The sequence below is a fragment of the Rhizobium aouanii genome (genome assembly GCF_037002925.1).
Classification (GTDB): domain Bacteria; phylum Pseudomonadota; class Alphaproteobacteria; order Rhizobiales; family Rhizobiaceae; genus Rhizobium; species Rhizobium aouanii.
This window is the reverse complement of the sequence record NZ_JBAMYD010000005.1, coordinates 238,929-256,719: the sequence shown is the minus strand read 5'-3', so window position 1 is coordinate 256,719 and position 17,791 is coordinate 238,929. Positions and strand designations below refer to the sequence as shown.

Here is a 17,791-nt window from a genome sequence, read left to right as displayed (position 1 = left end):
GCCAACTCTTGCCCCCTGAAAATGCCTGCTGAAGCGGCTTGACGGACACATTCTTTCGTGCAAGCCTAAAGATAACGAGCAGGTTTGCTCAGCGGCAGGGCTGCCGCATTCACATCATGGCTATGTAGCCTCTGGTTCACGGATTGAATTCCGTGCCAGAGGTTTTTTGCGTTTGGAGACAAGATTGAACCTCAAGACCTCAACCGCACGGACGGTAACCGTCGCAACCGTCCAGTTCGAACCGATCGTCGGTGATCGCGCCGGTAATCTTGCGGCTATCGATCGGCTGGTGAGGGCGGCAAAGACAAAGGGCGCGGAGATCGTCGTTCTGCCGGAACTGGCCGATAGCGGCTATAACTTCCGTGACGGCGACGAGGTTGCCGCATTGGCCGGCCCGTTACCCGGCGGCCCGAGTGCCGAGACGCTCTGCCGCCTCGCGGGAGAGCTTGGCTTTTACATCGTCAGCGGCGTTGCCGAGCAGGATGGCGACCGGTTTTACAACAGCGCTCTTCTCTGCGGTCCCGACGGATATATCGGCAAATACCGCAAGCTTCATCTATGGAACAACGAAAACCGCCTTTTCAGAAAAGGCGATCTCGGGCTGCCGGTATTCGACCTGCCCTTCGGCCGTATCGGCATCGCTATCTGCTACGACGGCTGGTTTCCGGAAACATTTCGCGAGTTGGCGCTGGCCGGCGCCGAACTGGTCTGCGTCCCCACCAACTGGGTACCGATGGCCGGTGGGGAAAGCGTTCCCGAGCCGATGGCCAATATCCTCCACAAGGCGGCCGCCCACACCAATGGTCTTTACATTGCCTGCGCCGACCGGATCGGCATCGAGCGCGGCCAGCCCTTCATCGGCCGCAGCCTAATCGTCGGCCCGCAAGGCTGGCCGATATCCGGTCCGGCCAGTGCCGATCGCGAGGAAATTCTCCTTGCGCAAATCGATCTGTCGAGCGTGACGGAAACCCGCACGCTCAACAGCTTCAATCATCTGCTCGGCGACCGCCGAGCCGATGTCTACGGGTAATATCGACCCACTCAAGAAAGGGGAACAAAATGCAAATGAGAACCATAGTATTGACGCTGGCATCTGCGGCATTCGCCACCGCAGCTCTCGCCGAGGATCCGATCAAGATCGGCGTGCCGGTCGGGCTTTCTGGCGCAAACAGCGTGGTCGCGCCGTCCGTGGTCCAAGCTGCGGAGCTCGCCGTCGAGGAAATCAATGCCAAGGGCGGCCTGCTCGGGCGGCCACTGCAGCTTGAGATCGCCGACGATGCATCAGGGGCGGCCGGCGCGCAAAAGGCCTTCGATTCCCTGGTTTTCCAGAAGGAGGTGAACGTCATCATCTCCATGGAGACGAGTGCTGCGCGCAATGCCGGCCTCCCGATCGCTTCCAAAGGTGACGTGCCATACATCTACACGTCCTTCTATGAAGGCAAATCCTGCAACGCCAATCTTTTCGTCGATGCCTGGGTTCCAGAACAGCAGGTGCCGCCTGTCGTCGACAATTTCATCAGCAAACAGGGCGCAAAGAAATTCTTCCTGATCGGTTCGGATTATGCCTTCGGACGCGGCATGCTGACCTTCGCCAAGGGCTATATCGAAAGGGCCGGGGCTCAGGTCGTCGGCGAGGAATATCTGCCGATGGACGGCAGCGACTGGACGGCCATCATTTCCAAGGTCAGGTCCTCCGGCGCCGATGCCATCATCACCTCGACGGCCGGCGGCGCACCGAACGTGACCTTGACCAAGCAGTTGCGCTCGTCTGGCGTCACCTTGCCTTACGGCAATCTCGCGGTCGACGAAGGCACCGCCAAGAGCATGGGCACGGATGCCAAGGACATTTTCCTCTCCGCATCCTACGTCACCGGCATCGACAGCCCGGAAAACAAGGCTTTTCTTTCGGCCATGGACAAGAAATTCGGCAAGGAACTGCGCACGCCGAACGATCTTTCCGTACCGCAATATGAAGCGATCTACCTTTACAAGGCAGCCGTCGAAAAGGCCGGCAGCACGGATACGGCGGACGTGCTCAAAGCTCTTCCTGACGTATCCTTCACCGGTCCGCGCGGCATGATCTCCATGAACAAACAGCACCACGCGCCGCTGACGATGTATCTTGGCCAGGTAAAGGACGACGGCAGCGTTGCAGTCGTCGATAGCTTCAAGGACGTCGATCCCGGCGATCAGTGCCCGAATCTCTGAAACCAGCGTGGCGGGGCAGAGCCCCGCCTCCAGCATCGGAGTTCTAGAAATGACGCTCTTTCTCGATATTGTCAGCACTGCGGCCATTCTCTTCATCGTTGCCGCCGGGCTGCTTGCGATCTTCGGCGTGCTGAAGATCATCAATTTCGCCCATGGTGCATGGCTGACCATCGGGGCCTACTGCGCTGTCGTCGTCAGCGGGTTCGGCCTCAATCCGTGGCTTGCCATTCCCTTCGCGTTTCTGGTCGGAGCGATCCTCGGCGCTGTTGCCGAACGGTTTATCGTGCGGCCTCTCTATCGCCGGCCGCTCGACGCCATTCTTGCAACCTGGGGCCTTGGCATCGTCATCGGCCAGCTGATCACGCTCTGGTTTGGCCGCGACGTGCAATTCACGCCGGCGCTGCTGCCCGGCACTTTCGATCTCTTTGGTACCGGCTACTCCGCCTACCGTCTTTTCGCCATTGTCGCGGCTGTCGGTCTGGGGCTCGGCTTCACCTTGCTGCTTGATGGGACAAGGCTCGGCCTTTCCGCCCGGGCAGTCATCATGAATGAAACACTGGCGCGCGGACTCGGTATCGATACCGAAAAGGTGCGGCTTGCAACCTTCATGATCGGTACCGGCCTTGCCGCCCTTGCAGGCGTGCTGCTCGCGCCGCTGACCAGCGTCGATCCCAATATGGGCGTCGCCTGGCTGACAGGCGCCTTCATGCTGGTGATGGTCGCAGGCTCTTCTTTCGGCGCGCTTGCTGCCGCCTGCCTCATCTTCGGGGCCGCCCAGGTGCTTGTCAGCACCTATTTCAGCCCAATCCTCGGCGGCATCACCGTCGCCGTCCTCTGCGCAATCACCCTGCGCATACGTCCGAAGGGATTTGCCCGTGCGTGACAGACAAAAACTCCGGCTTATCCTTCTTTTGGCGCTGGCGCTGACAGCTCTCCTGTTGATCGTCTTCGGACCGATGTTTCTCGGCCGCTTCAGCCTCAACGTACTGACGCGTTCGATGATCTACGCCATGCTGGCGATCACGGTCGACTTGCTGTGGGGCTACACGGGTGTTCTCACATTCGGGCAGGCGGCATTCTTTGGCGTGGGTGCCTATGCCACCGCTATGGTTCTCACCCATATGGGCGCAAGCCCGGCGCTTTTCGTCGTCGCCCTTGTCGCCGCCGTGCTCGTTCCACTCGTGCTTGGCCTCGCCGTTGGCTGGCTGTCGTTCTATCACGGCTCGACACCGCTCTATGCCACCGTGATCTCGCTCGTGGTGCCGATCGTCGTCACACAGCTCGTCTTTTCGGGCGGCACCTGGACTGGTTCCTCCAGTGGCCTCGTCGGTTACGAAACCCTCCCGCTCGGGCTTCCCGGCTATTTCCGCCTGTCAGGCGCGTGCCTGCTGGCCTTGGCCGTTCTTGCAATAGTCTTCGTCCGGTCGGACGCCGGCCGTCTGCTCGTCGCAATCCGCGACAATGAAGCCCGCGTTGCCTATCTGGGCATGAACCCCGCCCGGCTGAAGATCGTCCTGACGGGCGTTCTGGCTGGCGTATGCGGCCTGGCTGGCTTCCTTTTTGCCAACGCATCCGGTGTCGTCGCGCCTGAAAACACCGGTTTCGTATTCGGAACCGAACTCGTCGTCTGGACAGCGCTCGGCGGCCGGGGAACGATTATCGGACCTCTGTTCGGCGCAATCGGCATCGATTATCTGAGCGCCAGTCTTTCGGGCGATCTGCCCTTCCTGTGGCAACTGATCATCGGTGCGCTCTTCGTCGCCATGATCATCCTTTTGCCGGGCGGCCTCGCCTCGCTGGTAACGCGATTCCTGCAGTCCGCGAACGCCAGCAGCACTCTGAAGTCCTTGCCGACGCGCATCGTCGCCAAGGATGTTGGAGGCAAAAGCCTTCTGTCGATTCGCGGTCTCGGCAAGTCCTATGGCAGCTTCTCCGTCCTCAAGGGCATCGACCTTGAAATCGGCGCCGGCGAACTCGTCAGCCTGGTCGGCCCCAACGGCGCTGGCAAGACCACGCTGATGCGTTGTCTGTCGGACGGTACCCAGCAGATCGAAGGTCGGGTGGACATCATCGGCACGAATATCGCCGGTCGTGCACCCGAACGGATCGTCGCCCTCGGTGTCGGCCGAAAATTTCAGGTTGCAAGCATCTTCGACAGCATGACCATCGGCGAATGCTTGAAGATGGCACGTTTCGGCCGCGAGAGACCCAACGCGATGCGATCGCTTGGCGAGATCATGCTGCCGGCAGCGGCAGCCGAGATCCTGACGCTCACCGGCATGGCTGATATGCTGGACAAGCCGGTGTCGCTGCTGTCGCATGGTCAAAGACAGGCTCTCGAACTGGCGATGGTCGTCGCTCTGGAACCACGCATCATTCTTCTCGACGAGCCGACGGCGGGTCTTACCAAGACCGAGCGCATGACCATCGGAACCATCCTCAAGAAACTGACGGACGAAATGGCTTTCGCCGCCATCCTCGTCGAACACGATCTGGATTTCGTGCGCGACATATCGAGCCGCATCGTGGTTCTCCACCAGGGCAAGCTCGTTCTCGACGGCACGGTGAATGACGTGGTCAATTCCGAAACGGTTCGCACCATCTACGCAGGAGGCGCCCATGGCTGATACGTTCAAACTCAAGCTCAGCGGCGTATCGAGCGGATATGGCGCGGTCGATGTCGTCAATGGCGTATCGCTCGCCATCCGGCCGGGCGAGATCTTCGCTCTCATGGGCAAGAACGGCATGGGCAAGACGACGCTGCTGAAGACGATCCTTGGCTTCCTGCGTGTCGGCAAAGGCAAGATCGAGGTGGACGGTGCTGCTATCACCGACAGGAAGCCCGCGGAGCTGATCGCTTCCGGCATCGGTTACGCTCCTCAGGAATTGCCGTTGTTTCAGGATCTCTCCATCCGCGACAATCTGCGCCTGGCGCTCAAGGGCGACCGGGATCTGGCATCCGCACTGGAGCGGGTCTATGGTTATTTCCCGTTCCTGCAGGACCGGCTGGCGCAGAAGGCCGGCACTCTGTCGGGCGGGGAGCAGAAAATGCTGATCCTCGCGCGGGCGCTGATGCTGCGGCCAAAACTGCTACTGATCGACGAAATCTCCGAAGGCCTGCAGCCCTCCGTTGTCCAGAACATCGCCAAAGCATTGAGGGACGATCGCGAAAAGCGCGGCACGACCATTCTACTCGTCGAACAGAACCTGGATTTTGCCCTTTCGGTGGCAGACCGCTGGGCCATTCTCAAACTCGGGGCGATCGAAGACGAAAGCCCCAATGGTCCAGATAGCCGCAGCCGTGTGCTGCAACATTTGAAGATCTAGGGAGCCGGGGCGAGTGCGAGACCCATGGAACGCTTTCATGCCCTATCCGGATGCGGATGTCGGGCACGCGGCCATCGGTCCGCTTTCCGGCCTTCGACTGGCCGTCAAGGACCTTTTCGACGTTGCCGGCTATCCGACCGCAGCCGGCAACGCCGCGGTGCTCGCTGCCTCCGGCATCAAGACATCGACGGCGCCTCTGGTCCAGACGCTGCTCGATGCCGGCGCCTGTTTCGTCGGCAAAACCAATACGGATGAGCTCGCCTATTCCGTGATCGGCAGCAACATCCATTTCGGCATGCCGATCAATCCGCGCGATTCCCACCTCATTCCCGGCGGATCGTCGTCGGGCTCGGCCGTCGCGGTTGCCGCTGGTCTCGCGGATATCGGCCTTGGAACAGACACGTCCGGCTCCATTCGGCTGCCCGCCGCCGTCAACGGTCTCATCGGCTGGCGGCCGACACATGGAAGCCTCGACAACAGGGCGCTGCGTCCGCTGGCGCCAAGCTTCGACGTGCCGGGCTTCATGACGAGAAGCCTGGAACCAATGGCCGCGGTGATGAGCGCCGTCGGCATGTCCGCGGCAAGTGACCAACCATCATCTATTCTCATTCCCGAGGATGTCTTCGCAACCATTGACGACGCGGTCGCTAACGAGATGATCGCCCGCCTTCGATCAGCGGGCATGCCTATTCGCATGACCAATGCTAGCGCCTCGTTCAGCCTCGCCGATCTTGCTTTGGCGTTCATCACCATCCTGCAAAGGGAAGCCTGGGAAAGCAACAGAACACTCTTCGAGCGGAGCCCCGAAGCTATTGCGCCCGATATTGCGGCGCGTCTTCTGTCAGGATCTCATCTGGACGACGAGGAGGTGCGCGAGGCAAGCAGGATCCGCAAACTTTTTTCCGCGGAGATCGACCGATTGCTCCGCGAAAATATGGTTGTCGTTCTTCCGACATTGGCCATGAGCCCGCCAACGCGCGATGCCGAGCCGGAAAGCTTCGCCGTATTTCGTTCTGGCTGCATCGAGCTTCTGTGTCTCTCGGGTCTTAGCGGCTGCCCACAGCTGGCTTTTCCAATTGCCAATTGTGCGGGAAATGTTTCGCTTTCCTTGTTCGGCGCAAGGAGCGCCGACAGGATGCTGATGAATGTGGCCCAGCGACTAAAAGCAGAGTGAAAGAGCAAATGCGACGGGGAGGCTTTCCCCACCGTTCATCCGTCCCTTGGCACCTGAATCGCAGCGCAACGCATGGCTATTGCGAGCCGCCGGCTTTGCGTCGTCCGCGGCTGACCATCATTCCGCCGACGATAAGAACAATTCCGGTCGCGTTCGCCCAAAATGACGCTGGAACGTCGCGCGCATAATCAAGCACCACCCCTGTCACCATCTGGCCACCGATGATCAGCAGCGCCGAATTCACCGCGCCTATTCGAGCAATCGCCCAACTGCCTGCCGCCACGAAGATGACGCCGATGGGACCACCCAGATAGGCATACCAAGGCGCCTCGGCAGCACCCGCAGGAAGCAGACCTCCGACAAAGAGACCAAGGCAGGTGAGGGCAGCAAAGCCTATCGCATGATTCCAGAAGGACGCGATCAGCGGCGTCGTCGATATGCTCAACCGTCCATTGAGCTGACGACTGAGGCCGACGAGCACACCGCCCAGGCACGCCAGGAGAATGAACACCGTCACGCCGCACCTCGCCCAAACAGTATAATGAGTGCAGCCCCCGTGACGACCAAGCCGAGCGCTAAGATGTCTCGTGTATCTGGACGCCGCTTTGGCAGACCGAACAGTCCCCAACTGTCGGCCGCGACGCTGAAGGCGACCTGGCCTGCCAAACCCAGAGCCAAAGTGCCGGAGAGCCCGAGCGGTGAGTTGACCGCGGTCGAGGTCAGAATGACCGTTGCCGCGCCGGATATCCCACCGAAATAGGCCCACAAAGGCGCGTTGGGGGCTTTTTCTACCTTCGGCGTGCGCCGGCGGTGGACCACCAGGAGAAGAATGACGGCTGCGATGATGCCTGTGCCGTGCGCGGTCCAAGATGAAAACAGGGGATTGCCATAACGGGCCAACTCGCCGTTGAGGTGCACCATGAAAGTCAGGAGCCCGCCCGTGGCAAAAGCTCCGATGAAGTAAATGGGATGAGAATTACGTGCGTCTTCGGTGGTCATTGTAGATCCCGTCAAAGAATCGATTGCGCCCGATATTTTCAAATTGTCACTATAGTTCCGCGCGTCTTTTCGAGAGCCGCAAAGGATGCTGCAGCACTCACCTGGACGAATGCATCGACTATGGTTCGATTAGGACGGTACGTCTCAGCGGATTTCCTGCCTGGCGTCAATCGTGGTCCGACAAACATCCTTTCCATTGACGGGCCCTTCCGGCAGATGGCTAATGGCCTGGTGTCGTCACTGCCTTGCAAGCATGGAGGATGCGATGCTGATCAAGGGCGCACGAACGTTCGTGGTGCGGGATGCGGGAGGCTTCGTCGCACATGTCAACATGCCGGGCTGGTTGAAGCCGAAGCCGACCGATCACGGCCAGGGCCCTCTCGCCATGGTCGTTGAATCCATCCTCGATCCCGGCCGCCTGATCGCGATGCATGAGCACCGGAACGACGAGATCATTTCCTGGGTGCCTGAAGGCGTCATGCGCCACGACGACAGGGCCGCTGGCCGGTTGGTGATCGACCGCGATCATCTGATGGTGATGAATGCCGGGGTCGGCTTCTGGCATTCCGAAGAGACGCTGGCATCCGATCCGCCTCTGCGAATGCTGCAGATCCTCGTTCGCCCTTATGCGGTCGATCTCGAACCGAAGATCCAGCACGGACCGATGCCGGCTGCCGCGGCAAACGTCTGGCGACACCTGGTCGGGCCGGAAGGAGAGGGCGCGCCTTTCTATGTTCGCAGCGCAATCGACTTCTTCGACATGCGGCTAGAGGCGGGCCTACGGGTGGAATTCCCGCAGAAACAAGGCCGAGATCTCTATTTCTATGTCTTTAGCGGTTCCGTTTTCGTCGATAAGCAGACGTTCGTCGAAGGCGAGCAGGGACTGCATTTATCTGATGACAAGCTCGAAGTAGAGGCGCAGAGTGCAAGCACGTTGGTCGCGTTTCTGCTCGACCCGAACGCATCCATTACCAGGCAGGGGACTGTCGGCGACCACAAGAAGATCCCGCCGGCAATCATCATTCGCGCGTTCCTGCGATGGAGGAAATTTCGCCATATGTGGCGTCGTCATCTTTCGCATCGCCGCTCGTGACCGAAAAGGCGATATGAATGGAACAAGGATGCCCCTAAGGGGTTTCGAACCTTAGCGTTCAATAGGAGGAGCATTTCATGCCTACGGTTGCCGCCACACCCATCACCCCACCAGACCAGCACGTTGTAACAGCGCGCGAAGCCATCGAGCCGCTTTATGAGAAGCTTGAGCTGCAAACGGAATCGCTGGTCCTGTCTGCGGCGCTGGAAGCGGGATGGTCTTCGGATGAGGCAACCGAAGCACTGGCGGCGCTTAGACTGCAGGATGCACTTTCCACCCTTGGACGAACGGCCTGACCAATCAAACTCCGGGAATAATCGACTATCACCGACAACTCCGACAGTTCGGGTTGCGCGGGCAGATTCACGGTCGGCAACAAGCCATTTGCGTTGCAACGGTTCCAATGAGCCTGGTCCACCGCCTCGTTAATAAAAGCAGGCTTTTAGTCTCATAAGAATGCCTACACCTCAAAAACTAGCCTTCGGAGCAGCTTAGGCGGTCGCACAGGGGACAGTGAGGATCGCCGGTTCGTTTCCTTTCAATGCGAAGGCCTCTTTGCTTCCAACCGACAGCGATGGCCAATATGGTAGCCCCGAGGACTGCGTACAGGAACGCCCTAATGAATGCGCCAGGGGCCTTCATCGGACCAGTCTTTAGATCCAGCGCAAACCACGGAACCTGGGCTTGAGTGTACCAAACTGTGGCGACGGGCATCTACCCATCGCTCCCGTTTTTCGTACCCGACCCGGGCAACACCGACAGGCGGCGGCGCAACTCATTTCTGAAAATTGCGCGCGCCTGCGCGATTTCGTGGAAGCCGATATGCGCAACAAAGCGCATGACCGTAGAAACGGAGACGCCGCAGTCGTCCGCGATTGAGGTCGTGCTACCAAAGGCCATGAGTTCCGGTTTGGCCAGGACCCTCTTCGCCACATTCTCGACGCGAAGAGAGAAGGTGACGTGGCGGGAAGCGATGGCCGACTTCAGCTCTTCGAAACTTGCCGGCGGGCTGCTTAGACTGCGGAAATGCTGCGGCATTTCTTGGCACACTCCGTCTTTTGCGATCCGGCCTAGAGGCCGGAAAGCTGGATCGTCCTGCACTCGGTAACCGACGTGACGCAGGCGAGCGCGACGGCGAGCGCATTGCGGGCGTCTTCACCGGTTGGGCCAGTGACGGTGCCTGTCCTTATGGCCTCGACGAAGGAGGCGAGCTGGGCCGTGTAACCGTGGACGAAGTGATCCGTGTCACGCCGCCAGGTATCGTTCGACACTCCGTTCTTGTCGTAGAGCGTCATTGAGGAACGGCGCACGTCACCCATCATCACCATGCCGCCGGAGCCAAAGACCTCGCCGCGGATGTCGTAGCCGTACATGGCGCAGAAATTCGCCTCCGCCACGGCAATGGAGCCGTTGTCAAAGCGGATGGTGACGACGGCGGTATCGTGAAAGCCCTTGTCGGCGAAATCCGGTCGAACCAGCGCATCGGCAATCGCCGTTACCTCGACCGGTTTCGCTGTCGGGTTCAGCCAAAGCAGCGTGTCGAAGTCATGGATCAGCGTCTCGTAGAAGATCGTCCACAGCGGCGTCTTCTCCGGGTTGCCGCCGTAGGGTCCCGGGTCGCGGGTCAGCGAGCGCAGGAGCTGGACCGAGCCGATCTTGCCGGCATCGATCGCCGCGCGGCCTTCAAAGAACGACTGGTCCCAGCGTCGATTGAAACCTACTTGGAGCGGCACCTTCGCAGACTTTGTGGCAGAGATCGCCTGGTCTGCTTCCTCGAGCGTCAGTGCCATTGGCTTTTCGCAGAACACGGCCTTTCCAGCCTGCGCCGCTTCCACGACGACACTCGAATGGAAACGCGCCGGTGTCGCGATGATCACACCATCGATCGCGGGATTGGCGAGAAGTTCCGACACGCTGGTATAGGCTTCGGGCGCATCGAGCGCTGCGGCCAGTTTTTCGGCAGCGCCCGGCGCCGGATCGGCGACGGCGAGCAGATTGGCATCGACCAGACGCCGAGCGACGCTTTCGGCATGGAACGAACCGATGCGGCCGGCACCGATGAGAGCGAGATTGACGGGACGGTGGGCGGGCATGGAAGGCTCCTGAAAAATGCTGTTGTCGGATCAGAAGGAAAACGCGTCGCGGAAACGGGAGAGGGCAAGTTCGTCATCGCCGGAAGGCCAGGCTTCCATGCCGATCGTCCCGCGGAAGCCCATCTCGCCCAGCGAGCGTGCGATGGCTGGATAGTTGATTTCGCCAGTGCCCGGCTCCTTGCGGCCGGGAACGTCGGCGACCTGGATTTCACCGATATGCGGAAGGGCGGTGCGGCAAAGTTCGATCAAGTTCCCTTCGCCGATCTGCGCGTGGTAGAGGTCGAGATTGAGCTTCAGCGACGGTCGGTTGACGGCTGCGACCAGTGCAATCGTGTCGGCAGCCTTGGCAAATGGCGTCTTCGGGTGATCGACGGCCTCGTTCAGGTTTTCGAGCACGAAGGTGACGCCTTCCTCCTCGCCGAGATCAGCGATACGGTTTAGCGTATCGGCCGCCTTCAGCCACATGGCGCCGGTGACGATCTCGGACTTTACGACGGGCAGGCCCTGTCCATCGAGCCCCGTGCCATGCAAGTTGAGGCGCGGGCAATTCAGTTCCTTTGCCACCGGGATCGACTGGCGCGCGGTGCGTAGCAACTCCTCCGCGCCGGCATCGTCTGCCAGCGTGCCGGTGATATAGCCCGTCATCGACGAGAACGTGGCGCCGGACTTTGCGATCGACTTGATATCATGTTTCGTCCAGTCCCAGATTTCCGCCTGGAAGCCGAGTTCTGTAATCCGTTTCAGCCGATCAAGAACGGGCAGGGAGCGAAACACCATTTCAGCGCAGACTGCGAGCGTGAAAGGCGAGGTTTTTAGGGTTGTGGTCATTTCTGTTTCCCAATGCTTGTATTGCTCAGATCGTCCCGCCGAGCTCGTGAGAAATCACTTGCAATTCCTTGCCGCCGGCCATGAGGTTCTGCAGTTCCTCGAGAGAAATCTCGCTCTTGTCGAAAGTGCCGAGCGTCTTTCCGCGATTGAGAACCGTGAAACGATTGCCGACAGCAAAGGCGTGGCGGACATTGTGGGTAATAAAAATTACACCGAGGCCCTTCTGCTGGACCTGATGGATGTACTTCAGCACCATGGAGGTCTGGGCGACACCCAATGCGGACGTCGGCTCATCGAGGATGAGCACCTTGGCTCCGAAATAAACGGCCCGCGCGATCGCCACACATTGCCGCTCGCCGCCGGAAAGGGTGCCGACCGCCTGGTTCGGGTCGCGGATATCGATGCCGATCTTGTGCATCTCCTCGCGAGTCACCTCGCTGCAATACTTGAAATCGACATGGCGAAACGGAGGAACGCCCTTTACGGGTTCGCGTCCCATGAAGAAGTTTCGCGTGATCGACATCAGCGGGATCATCGCCAGATCCTGATAGACGGTCGCGATACCGGCATCGAGTGCATCGCGCGGACTGGTGAATGCGACAGCTTTGCCCTCGACCAGGAAATCGCCGCCCGAGGGACGGACCACACCCGAGAGCGTCTTGATGAGTGTGGATTTCCCGGCCCCGTTGTCGCCAAGCAGGCAGAGCACCTCGCCCCGCGACACCTTCATCGAAACGCCCGAGAGCGCAATGACGGAGCCGTAGTGCTTGACGATATTCTTGACTTCAATGACGGGCGGAGCGGTTTCCGATTGGTTACCAGTCATGATCAGCGCTCCCCTGTCACTTTGCGGCGAATGAAATTGTTGAAGAGAACGGCCAGCAGCAGCATGGAGCCGAGGAACACCTGGAACCAGTCCGAGTCGAACTTTGTGTAGGTCAGGCCGATCGAGACGAGACCGAAGATGATGGCGCCAAAGAATGCGCCGATCGCCGAACCGTAACCGCCAGTCAGCAGACATCCGCCAATCACGGCAGCGATGATCGCCTCGAATTCCTTCTGGAAACCGCGGCGTGCGTCCGTCGAGCCGGCATCCAGCACTGTGATGATGGCAACGAGCGCCGCGGCGCAGGCCGTCAGGGCAAAGAGACCCGTCTTCACGCGATCGACCGGTACGCCGGAGTTTCTTGCCGCATTGGGATCGCCGCCGGCGGCAAAGACCCAGTTTCCGATCCGAGTGCGCAGAAGAACCCAGGTGGCAAGCCCGGCAATGGCGATGAACCATACCACCGACACCGGCACGCCCGTGACTTTCGGAACGCCGTTGTCGAACTTCTCGACCAGGCCATGGGCTGCAAGCCAGCTGAAAAGATCCTGGAAGGCGACGCCTGAGAACAAGCGCTTCAAGAGACCGTCGCCGACGACCTCACCTATACCGCGAAGCTGCGTTGAGCCGCCTGTCGCCCATTTCAGGCCAACAAGGGTTAGACCCCGCAGAATGAAGAGGAAGGCAAGCGTGACGATGAACGACGGCAGCCGTGTCCTGATCACGATCTGTCCGTTCACCGCGCCCATGGCGGCCGCAAGCAGCATCGTGATGATAATGGAAATCCAGAGCGGTTGGCCGAAATTGGTCAAGGCCGCACCGAAGATCAATCCGGCGAAGGCCACCATAGAGCCGATCGAGAGGTCGAACTCGCCACCAATCATCAGCAGAGCTGCCGCAATGGCGAGAATTCCCAGCTGTGAGGCCGGGGCCAGGATCGTCATCACACCTGAAAGCGAAAACATCGAACGGTCTGCGGTAAGAAAGAAGAACGTCACCACCAGGATGAGGCCAGCAACGGCACCGAGTTCGGGCCGACGCATCATATGTGTGAGAAAGCCCACCTGTTTGATGCGCTCGTCGGAGTTTGACGCATCTCCTATTTTTTGCTCGATCGGAGCCATGATACTTACCTCCCAATGGATGCAATTCGCCGAAGCGCCGAGGGCTTTCCTCACGACGCAGGTCGTCTGTCGAACACCCTCCTCGAAAGCGGGAGGGTGTTCGACAATCACGCCTTTCGGCTGTCGTGGATTAGCGGATACCCTTTGCCGATAGTTCGACGACCTGGGCTGCCTTTTCCTTGGTGATCAGGTTCGGACCGGAAGGCACATTGCCGCCGGGGATCAGGCCGTATTTCGCATAGTTTGCGAGGAAAACGACAGGCAGATAACCCTGGAGGAACTGCTGCTGATCAATGGCGAAAGCGGCTTCTCCGGATGCGACAGCTTTCAAAAAGTCCGCCGAAAGGTCGAAGGTCGCAACCTTGATCTTGCCTGTCATGCCGGCATCGGCAACGGCTGCCAGCGACGGTTCGCCGGCCGTACTTGCACCAAGCGCCATGACGGTGTCGATGTCGGAATTCGAGCTGAGCGCCGCCTTCACCTTGGCCCGAACGTCGGCCGGATCGTTGGAGACGGGCAGGATCGTAACGGTACCCGCAAAACCATCGGAAAAGCCCTGGCAACGCTGATCGAGGGAGACGTTGCCGACTTCCTGGTTGACGCAGACGGCAACCTTGCCGCCCATTTCCTTGAGCTTTTCACCCGCTGCCTTGCCGGCGCTGTATTCGTCCTGGCCGACATGGAGGAGCGCTCCGAGCGACTTCGAGACATCGGAACCGGAATTGATGGAAATGACCGGAATGCCGGCGGCGACAGCCTTTTGTATGGACGGGCCCAATGCGGACGAATCCGGGATCGAGACGATCAGACCGGCTGGCTTCTGGTTGACGGCTGCGTCGATCAACTGGCTCATGGCCACCATGTCGAAGGTTTCCGGTGCGCGATAATCGATGCTGACACCGGCATCCTTGGCACCGGCGCTCACTCCGTTCTTGACGACGGACCAGAAGGGGTCGTTGGCCTGGCCGTGCGTTACGGCGATGATGTTGATATCCTGTGCGATGGCAACGCCGGATGCAGCGCCAAGCGCTCCGACCACGGCAGCGCCCAGCACGATTTTACGAAGAAACGATTTCATAAAAACTCCTCCCAAAGGGTGTCCCGCACCTCCGAGCGCGAGAACCACCAAAAACGCCTCAGACGGCGCGTCCTCCAAAGTTGCTACCGGGTGCATATTTTTTGCTACCGGTAGCAAACGTGCATAGCTATAAGATTCTTGCTAAGAGAAATCAACCATTCATTTCGCATTCCGGCAGAAATGGAATAAACGTTTCAAACGGGAGGTTCGACTATGAAGCGAGCGACGGCGCAGAACGTGGCGATGGAGGCCGGCGTTTCAAAGTGGACGGTCATTCGTGCATTTACGCCGGGTGCATCGATCACGGAGGCGAGCAAAGCTAAAGTGCTGGAGGCGGCAGAGCGGCTCAATTATCGGCCGAACCTGTTGGCCAGGAGCCTTGCCACAAATTCTACACACCAGGTCGCAGTTCTCGTTGATGACTTCGCAAACCCGCACAAGCTTCCGTTTCTTGAAAAGCTGACCGCTAGCCTGCAGGCGGAGGGGCTCGTGACCATGTTGATCAATATCAATCAACACTACAACCACGTACACGCCATATTGAATGCCGACCAGCGGCAGGTTGATGCGATCGTGCTCTTTGGTACGGCTTTTCGGGACGAGATGTTGACAGATCATAAGCTGGGACGCGGTGGGCCACCGATGTTTGTTCTCGCTCGAGATAGCCAGATCGAAGGTGTTCCCGCTATTTCCTGCGATGCGGTCGTGGCGATTGCCGAGATCGGCAAGCACCTATTGGAAAGGGGATATCGGAGACCGGGATTTATGGCCGGGGCGCGTACATTGTCTACAGCGCTTGGCAGGCGGAGAAACTTTAAGGAGTTCTGGCGAACCGCTCTCGGCGTCGAGCTCGTAGAGATGTCTGCCGAGCGCTACAGCGCAGAAGCCGGCGCGCAAGCCGCACGGGACTATCTGTCCAAAGTTGCGCCGGATGACCGGATCGATGTCCTCATGTGCGAAAACGATGCTCTCGCGTTCGGAGCGATGGATGTTGCCCGAAGCGAGTTCGGCTTACGTGTGCCGGATGATCTCGCCATTGTGGGCTTCGACAACGCTGCTCCTGCGGCGTCACCAGCATACGGCCTTACAACCTACGAGCAACCCACCGACCAGATGGTCAAAGCGGCAATAGACATGATTCTGGAAAGAGCACCGAGGGAGACGGTTAACTTCAAAGGCGAGCTTGTGGTGAGAGATTCGGCCTGATTGATCGAGCAATAGGACAGACCAAAACCGATTCGGGCAAAATCCTGCAGGCGGAGAACCACGTCGTTCAATCAAATATCTTGAGAAAGTGAGTCCTTTAACGCGTAAAGCTCGCTAAATTAGAGACGCTGGCTATCTGATGAGCGGTGTCGTTGGTTCATTGCCTTTACGCCGGGGCATTGTTCTCCCGATTGGAGGCGATGACATCGGCGTGCTTTGGATTGGGGCCGAGTGCCGCGAATTGTTCGGGCAATTTACCCCGCGTTGCTGCGGCCTTTCCCTTGACAGCCTGACCAAGGGCCTTGCGCGTCTCCTCGACGTTCCAGTCGCAGCAATAGACGGGCGTCGACGGCTGCTGGCGCCAGGACTCATCGAGAGACCCTGAATCGACGGGATCGAAACCGACCTCGTCCACGATGCCCATTACGATTCTTTTCTGAGCCTCGTCGTCGCCCGCAACGGCAGCTGCAATGCGATCTGGTGTACCGACCGGACGCCCGCCATCGGCAAGGGTCGCAGCCAGAATATTGTTGAAGGCTTTGATAACGCGGCGGCCAATCTGGTTCGAAACCCAGACGCTTTCCGGCAATCCGTCGTCGATCGCGGCAATGTGCGGATCGCGCATGCCAGGATAGTAGTTGCCCGTATCTACGACCGGGACGTTAGCGGGAAGATTTGCGAATAGATCCTGCGGAAGCTCTGCAACGGCCGGGAATGGGATCGACAAGATGATCATATCAGCGCCATCCACCACGCCCTGTGCATCAACCGGGGTGGCGCCGATGTCGGCAGCAAATGCGTTGAGCTTTTCGGAGGGTTTTGAATTGGTGATCCTGACATCATGCCCTGCGGCGGCGAGCTTGCGTGCGAGGGTACCGCCGATATTGCCGGTGCCAAAGATGCCGATTTTCATATGTATTCCTTCCGTATTTCTGTACTAATGGAAATAGGAGTAGATAGCTGAACAGGCAAGAACCCACCTTTTGGTGTGTTACTCCCGATTGAGGTATGTATGCGGACTGAACAGGACTGGAACTGCCAGGATCCCGAGCAGCGAAAGGTATGGGCTGCGGCGACCAGTGAGGCGCTGCGGGTTCTCGAAGGCAAGTGGAAGACTGTCATCATTTGCCAGCTGTTTGCAGCGCATGGTCCCCTCCGCTTTTCTGAGTTGGAACGGCGTGTCGACGGCGTGAACCAGAAAATGCTCATCCAGCAACTGAAGCAGCTTGAGAAAGACGGAATAATCATGCGAACCGTCTATCCGGAGGTGCCTCCCCGGGTAGAGTACAGCTTAAGCAGCCTTGGCGTCGCGCTCGGCCCGGCGATGGAAGCGTTGATCGACTGGGCTCTACTGCGACGCGCTGGCATGAACGGTGACTGAACGGCGAAGGATTGAAGTCCGCAGATCTATTTATCGAGTGGCGTGACCGGTAGGTTCCCGTTCCTTTCGCGGTTTTCTGCAAGCAGGTTCCGCCAGCGTTCCAGGCGATCGGCGACCAGAGCACCGCTTGCGACAGCTGCCTGGACCGCGCACCCAGGTTCATGGGCACAGCGGCCAGATTGGTTTTGGTACTATCAGCCGGATCCCGGCGTGACCGTCTCTTCATCCCGCTCCGGCAATGTTCCGGCGCCTGGCGTTTTGCTCCTGTCGGTCAGGTGATCTTGAGCATGTGGCCCGGCCTGAGGGTTCCTCTTCTCCTGGTTCAGCTCTTTGTCCGTCCCCTCGATGGCCAACTGGGCCTTCCTGTCCTCGTCCACACGCGGCTCCTTTCACGTTTGCTCGATCATTGGGCTCCTACGGCAGTAACAATGGGGTTGGCTTCGAGTTCCGATGG

19 protein-coding genes and 1 pseudogene are annotated in these 17,791 nt (G+C 59.3%); 10 read left to right on the top strand and 10 right to left on the bottom strand.

Features of this window, described 5'->3' with window-relative positions:
• Nucleotides 1–184: 184 nt before the first annotated feature.
• Genes V8P77_RS11305 through V8P77_RS11280 form a run of 6 tightly spaced genes read left to right on the top strand, consistent with a single transcriptional unit; the run spans nucleotide 185 to nucleotide 6,709 of the window.
• The gene (locus V8P77_RS11305; RefSeq protein ID WP_335912672.1) at nucleotides 185–1,030 is read left to right on the top strand and encodes a nitrilase family protein; all 846 of its coding nucleotides are present in this window, start codon (nucleotides 185–187) and stop codon (nucleotides 1,028–1,030) included.
• Nucleotides 1,031–1,059: 29 nt separating this feature from the next.
• Entirely contained in the window at nucleotides 1,060–2,208 is a 1,149-nt protein-coding gene (locus V8P77_RS11300) for a substrate-binding protein (protein WP_335912671.1), read from the top strand.
• 49 nt (nucleotides 2,209–2,257) lie between these two features.
• A complete protein-coding gene (locus V8P77_RS11295; protein ID WP_335912669.1) occupies nucleotides 2,258–3,091 on the top strand; it encodes a branched-chain amino acid ABC transporter permease in 834 nt (277 codons plus the stop codon).
• A complete protein-coding gene (locus V8P77_RS11290) occupies nucleotides 3,084–4,835 on the top strand; it encodes a branched-chain amino acid ABC transporter ATP-binding protein/permease (protein WP_335912667.1) in 1,752 nt (583 codons plus the stop codon). Before V8P77_RS11295 ends, V8P77_RS11290 begins: the two co-directional genes overlap by 8 nt.
• On the top strand, nucleotides 4,828–5,535 hold the full coding sequence (locus V8P77_RS11285; RefSeq protein ID WP_335912666.1) for an ABC transporter ATP-binding protein: 708 nt from the start codon (nucleotides 4,828–4,830) through the stop codon (nucleotides 5,533–5,535). Before V8P77_RS11290 ends, V8P77_RS11285 begins: the two co-directional genes overlap by 8 nt.
• Nucleotides 5,536–5,548: 13 nt before the next feature.
• Entirely contained in the window at nucleotides 5,549–6,709 is a 1,161-nt protein-coding gene (locus tag V8P77_RS11280; RefSeq protein ID WP_335912665.1) for an amidase family protein, read from the top strand.
• Nucleotides 6,710–6,785: 76 nt separating this feature from the next.
• Here the strand turns inward: V8P77_RS11280 and V8P77_RS11275 are convergent, their stop codons facing one another.
• Nucleotides 6,786–7,226, bottom strand: a complete 441-nt coding sequence (locus tag V8P77_RS11275; RefSeq protein WP_221951306.1) for a DMT family transporter — start codon at nucleotides 7,224–7,226, stop codon at nucleotides 6,786–6,788.
• Nucleotides 7,223–7,708 carry a DMT family transporter gene (locus tag V8P77_RS11270; RefSeq protein WP_335912662.1) on the bottom strand — a complete coding sequence of 162 codons (486 nt, stop codon included), beginning with the start codon at nucleotides 7,706–7,708 and terminating at the stop codon, nucleotides 7,223–7,225. The genes V8P77_RS11275 and V8P77_RS11270 overlap by 4 nt, the downstream gene beginning before the upstream one ends.
• 265 nt (nucleotides 7,709–7,973) lie before the next feature.
• Here V8P77_RS11270 and V8P77_RS11265 point away from each other — a divergent pair.
• Together V8P77_RS11265 and V8P77_RS11260 are read left to right on the top strand one after the other, a co-directional pair.
• Nucleotides 7,974–8,818 (top strand): annotated as a pseudogene (locus V8P77_RS11265) (pirin family protein).
• 60 nt (nucleotides 8,819–8,878) lie between these two features.
• Complete coding sequence (locus tag V8P77_RS11260; protein ID WP_003547964.1) at nucleotides 8,879–9,097, top strand: hypothetical protein; 219 nt, start codon at nucleotides 8,879–8,881, stop codon at nucleotides 9,095–9,097.
• Nucleotides 9,098–9,515: 418 nt separating this feature from the next.
• Here the strand turns inward: V8P77_RS11260 and V8P77_RS11255 are convergent, their stop codons facing one another.
• The 6 genes from V8P77_RS11255 to V8P77_RS11230 form a co-directional block, all read right to left on the bottom strand.
• On the bottom strand, nucleotides 9,516–9,839 hold the full coding sequence (locus tag V8P77_RS11255; RefSeq protein WP_025397543.1) for a MurR/RpiR family transcriptional regulator: 324 nt from the start codon (nucleotides 9,837–9,839) through the stop codon (nucleotides 9,516–9,518).
• Between the two features lie 32 nt (nucleotides 9,840–9,871).
• Complete coding sequence (locus tag V8P77_RS11250; protein WP_221956098.1) at nucleotides 9,872–10,894, bottom strand: Gfo/Idh/MocA family oxidoreductase; 1,023 nt, start codon at nucleotides 10,892–10,894, stop codon at nucleotides 9,872–9,874.
• A 30-nt stretch (nucleotides 10,895–10,924) separates the two neighbouring features.
• Nucleotides 10,925–11,722, bottom strand: coding sequence for a TIM barrel protein (locus V8P77_RS11245; protein ID WP_335912651.1), 798 nt, complete (start codon nucleotides 11,720–11,722; stop codon nucleotides 10,925–10,927).
• 25 nt (nucleotides 11,723–11,747) lie between these two features.
• Nucleotides 11,748–12,548 (bottom strand): ATP-binding cassette domain-containing protein, encoded by an 801-nt coding sequence (locus V8P77_RS11240; RefSeq protein WP_025397540.1) that lies wholly within the window; start codon nucleotides 12,546–12,548, stop codon nucleotides 11,748–11,750.
• 2 nt (nucleotides 12,549–12,550) lie between these two features.
• Nucleotides 12,551–13,672 (bottom strand): ABC transporter permease, encoded by a 1,122-nt coding sequence (locus V8P77_RS11235; protein ID WP_131641171.1) that lies wholly within the window; start codon nucleotides 13,670–13,672, stop codon nucleotides 12,551–12,553.
• A gap of 130 nt (nucleotides 13,673–13,802) precedes the next feature.
• Nucleotides 13,803–14,750 (bottom strand): sugar ABC transporter substrate-binding protein, encoded by a 948-nt coding sequence (locus V8P77_RS11230; protein ID WP_335912646.1) that lies wholly within the window; start codon nucleotides 14,748–14,750, stop codon nucleotides 13,803–13,805.
• Between the two features lie 213 nt (nucleotides 14,751–14,963).
• On the opposite strand from V8P77_RS11230, the gene V8P77_RS11225 reads away from it, so the two are divergent.
• On the top strand, nucleotides 14,964–15,956 hold the full coding sequence (locus V8P77_RS11225; protein ID WP_025397537.1) for a LacI family DNA-binding transcriptional regulator: 993 nt from the start codon (nucleotides 14,964–14,966) through the stop codon (nucleotides 15,954–15,956).
• A 166-nt stretch (nucleotides 15,957–16,122) separates the two neighbouring features.
• Here the strand turns inward: V8P77_RS11225 and V8P77_RS11220 are convergent, their stop codons facing one another.
• Nucleotides 16,123–16,869 carry an NADPH-dependent F420 reductase gene (locus V8P77_RS11220; protein WP_335912644.1) on the bottom strand — a complete coding sequence of 249 codons (747 nt, stop codon included), beginning with the start codon at nucleotides 16,867–16,869 and terminating at the stop codon, nucleotides 16,123–16,125.
• A gap of 99 nt (nucleotides 16,870–16,968) precedes the next feature.
• Here V8P77_RS11220 and V8P77_RS11215 point away from each other — a divergent pair, with 99 nt between their 5' ends.
• Complete coding sequence (locus V8P77_RS11215; RefSeq protein WP_335912642.1) at nucleotides 16,969–17,337, top strand: winged helix-turn-helix transcriptional regulator; 369 nt, start codon at nucleotides 16,969–16,971, stop codon at nucleotides 17,335–17,337.
• Nucleotides 17,338–17,531: 194 nt separating this feature from the next.
• Here V8P77_RS11215 and V8P77_RS11210 read toward each other — a convergent pair whose 3' ends face one another.
• Nucleotides 17,532–17,714 carry a hypothetical protein gene (locus tag V8P77_RS11210; protein ID WP_025397535.1) on the bottom strand — a complete coding sequence of 61 codons (183 nt, stop codon included), beginning with the start codon at nucleotides 17,712–17,714 and terminating at the stop codon, nucleotides 17,532–17,534.
• Nucleotides 17,715–17,791: the final 77 nt, after the last annotated feature.

Bases quoted from the DNA above. Each gene is read 5' to 3' on its own strand.
- V8P77_RS11300 (WP_335912671.1), top strand. From the start codon at position 1,060: ATGCAAATGAGAACCATAGTATTGACGCTGGCATCTGCGGCATTCGCC.
- V8P77_RS11295 (WP_335912669.1), top strand. From the start codon at position 2,258: ATGACGCTCTTTCTCGATATTGTCAGCACTGCGGCCATTCTCTTCATC.
- V8P77_RS11285 (WP_335912666.1), top strand. From the start codon at position 4,828: ATGGCTGATACGTTCAAACTCAAGCTCAGCGGCGTATCGAGCGGATAT.
- V8P77_RS11270 (WP_335912662.1), bottom strand. From the start codon at position 7,708: ATGACCACCGAAGACGCACGTAATTCTCATCCCATTTACTTCATCGGA.
- V8P77_RS11260 (WP_003547964.1), top strand. From the start codon at position 8,879: ATGCCTACGGTTGCCGCCACACCCATCACCCCACCAGACCAGCACGTT.
- V8P77_RS11255 (WP_025397543.1), bottom strand. From the start codon at position 9,839: ATGCCGCAGCATTTCCGCAGTCTAAGCAGCCCGCCGGCAAGTTTCGAA.
- V8P77_RS11250 (WP_221956098.1), bottom strand. From the start codon at position 10,894: ATGCCCGCCCACCGTCCCGTCAATCTCGCTCTCATCGGTGCCGGCCGC.
- V8P77_RS11245 (WP_335912651.1), bottom strand. From the start codon at position 11,722: ATGACCACAACCCTAAAAACCTCGCCTTTCACGCTCGCAGTCTGCGCT.
- V8P77_RS11240 (WP_025397540.1), bottom strand. From the start codon at position 12,548: ATGACTGGTAACCAATCGGAAACCGCTCCGCCCGTCATTGAAGTCAAG.
- V8P77_RS11235 (WP_131641171.1), bottom strand. From the start codon at position 13,672: ATGGCTCCGATCGAGCAAAAAATAGGAGATGCGTCAAACTCCGACGAG.
- V8P77_RS11230 (WP_335912646.1), bottom strand. From the start codon at position 14,750: ATGAAATCGTTTCTTCGTAAAATCGTGCTGGGCGCTGCCGTGGTCGGA.
- V8P77_RS11225 (WP_025397537.1), top strand. From the start codon at position 14,964: ATGAAGCGAGCGACGGCGCAGAACGTGGCGATGGAGGCCGGCGTTTCA.
- V8P77_RS11220 (WP_335912644.1), bottom strand. From the start codon at position 16,869: ATGAAAATCGGCATCTTTGGCACCGGCAATATCGGCGGTACCCTCGCA.
- V8P77_RS11215 (WP_335912642.1), top strand. From the start codon at position 16,969: ATGCGGACTGAACAGGACTGGAACTGCCAGGATCCCGAGCAGCGAAAG.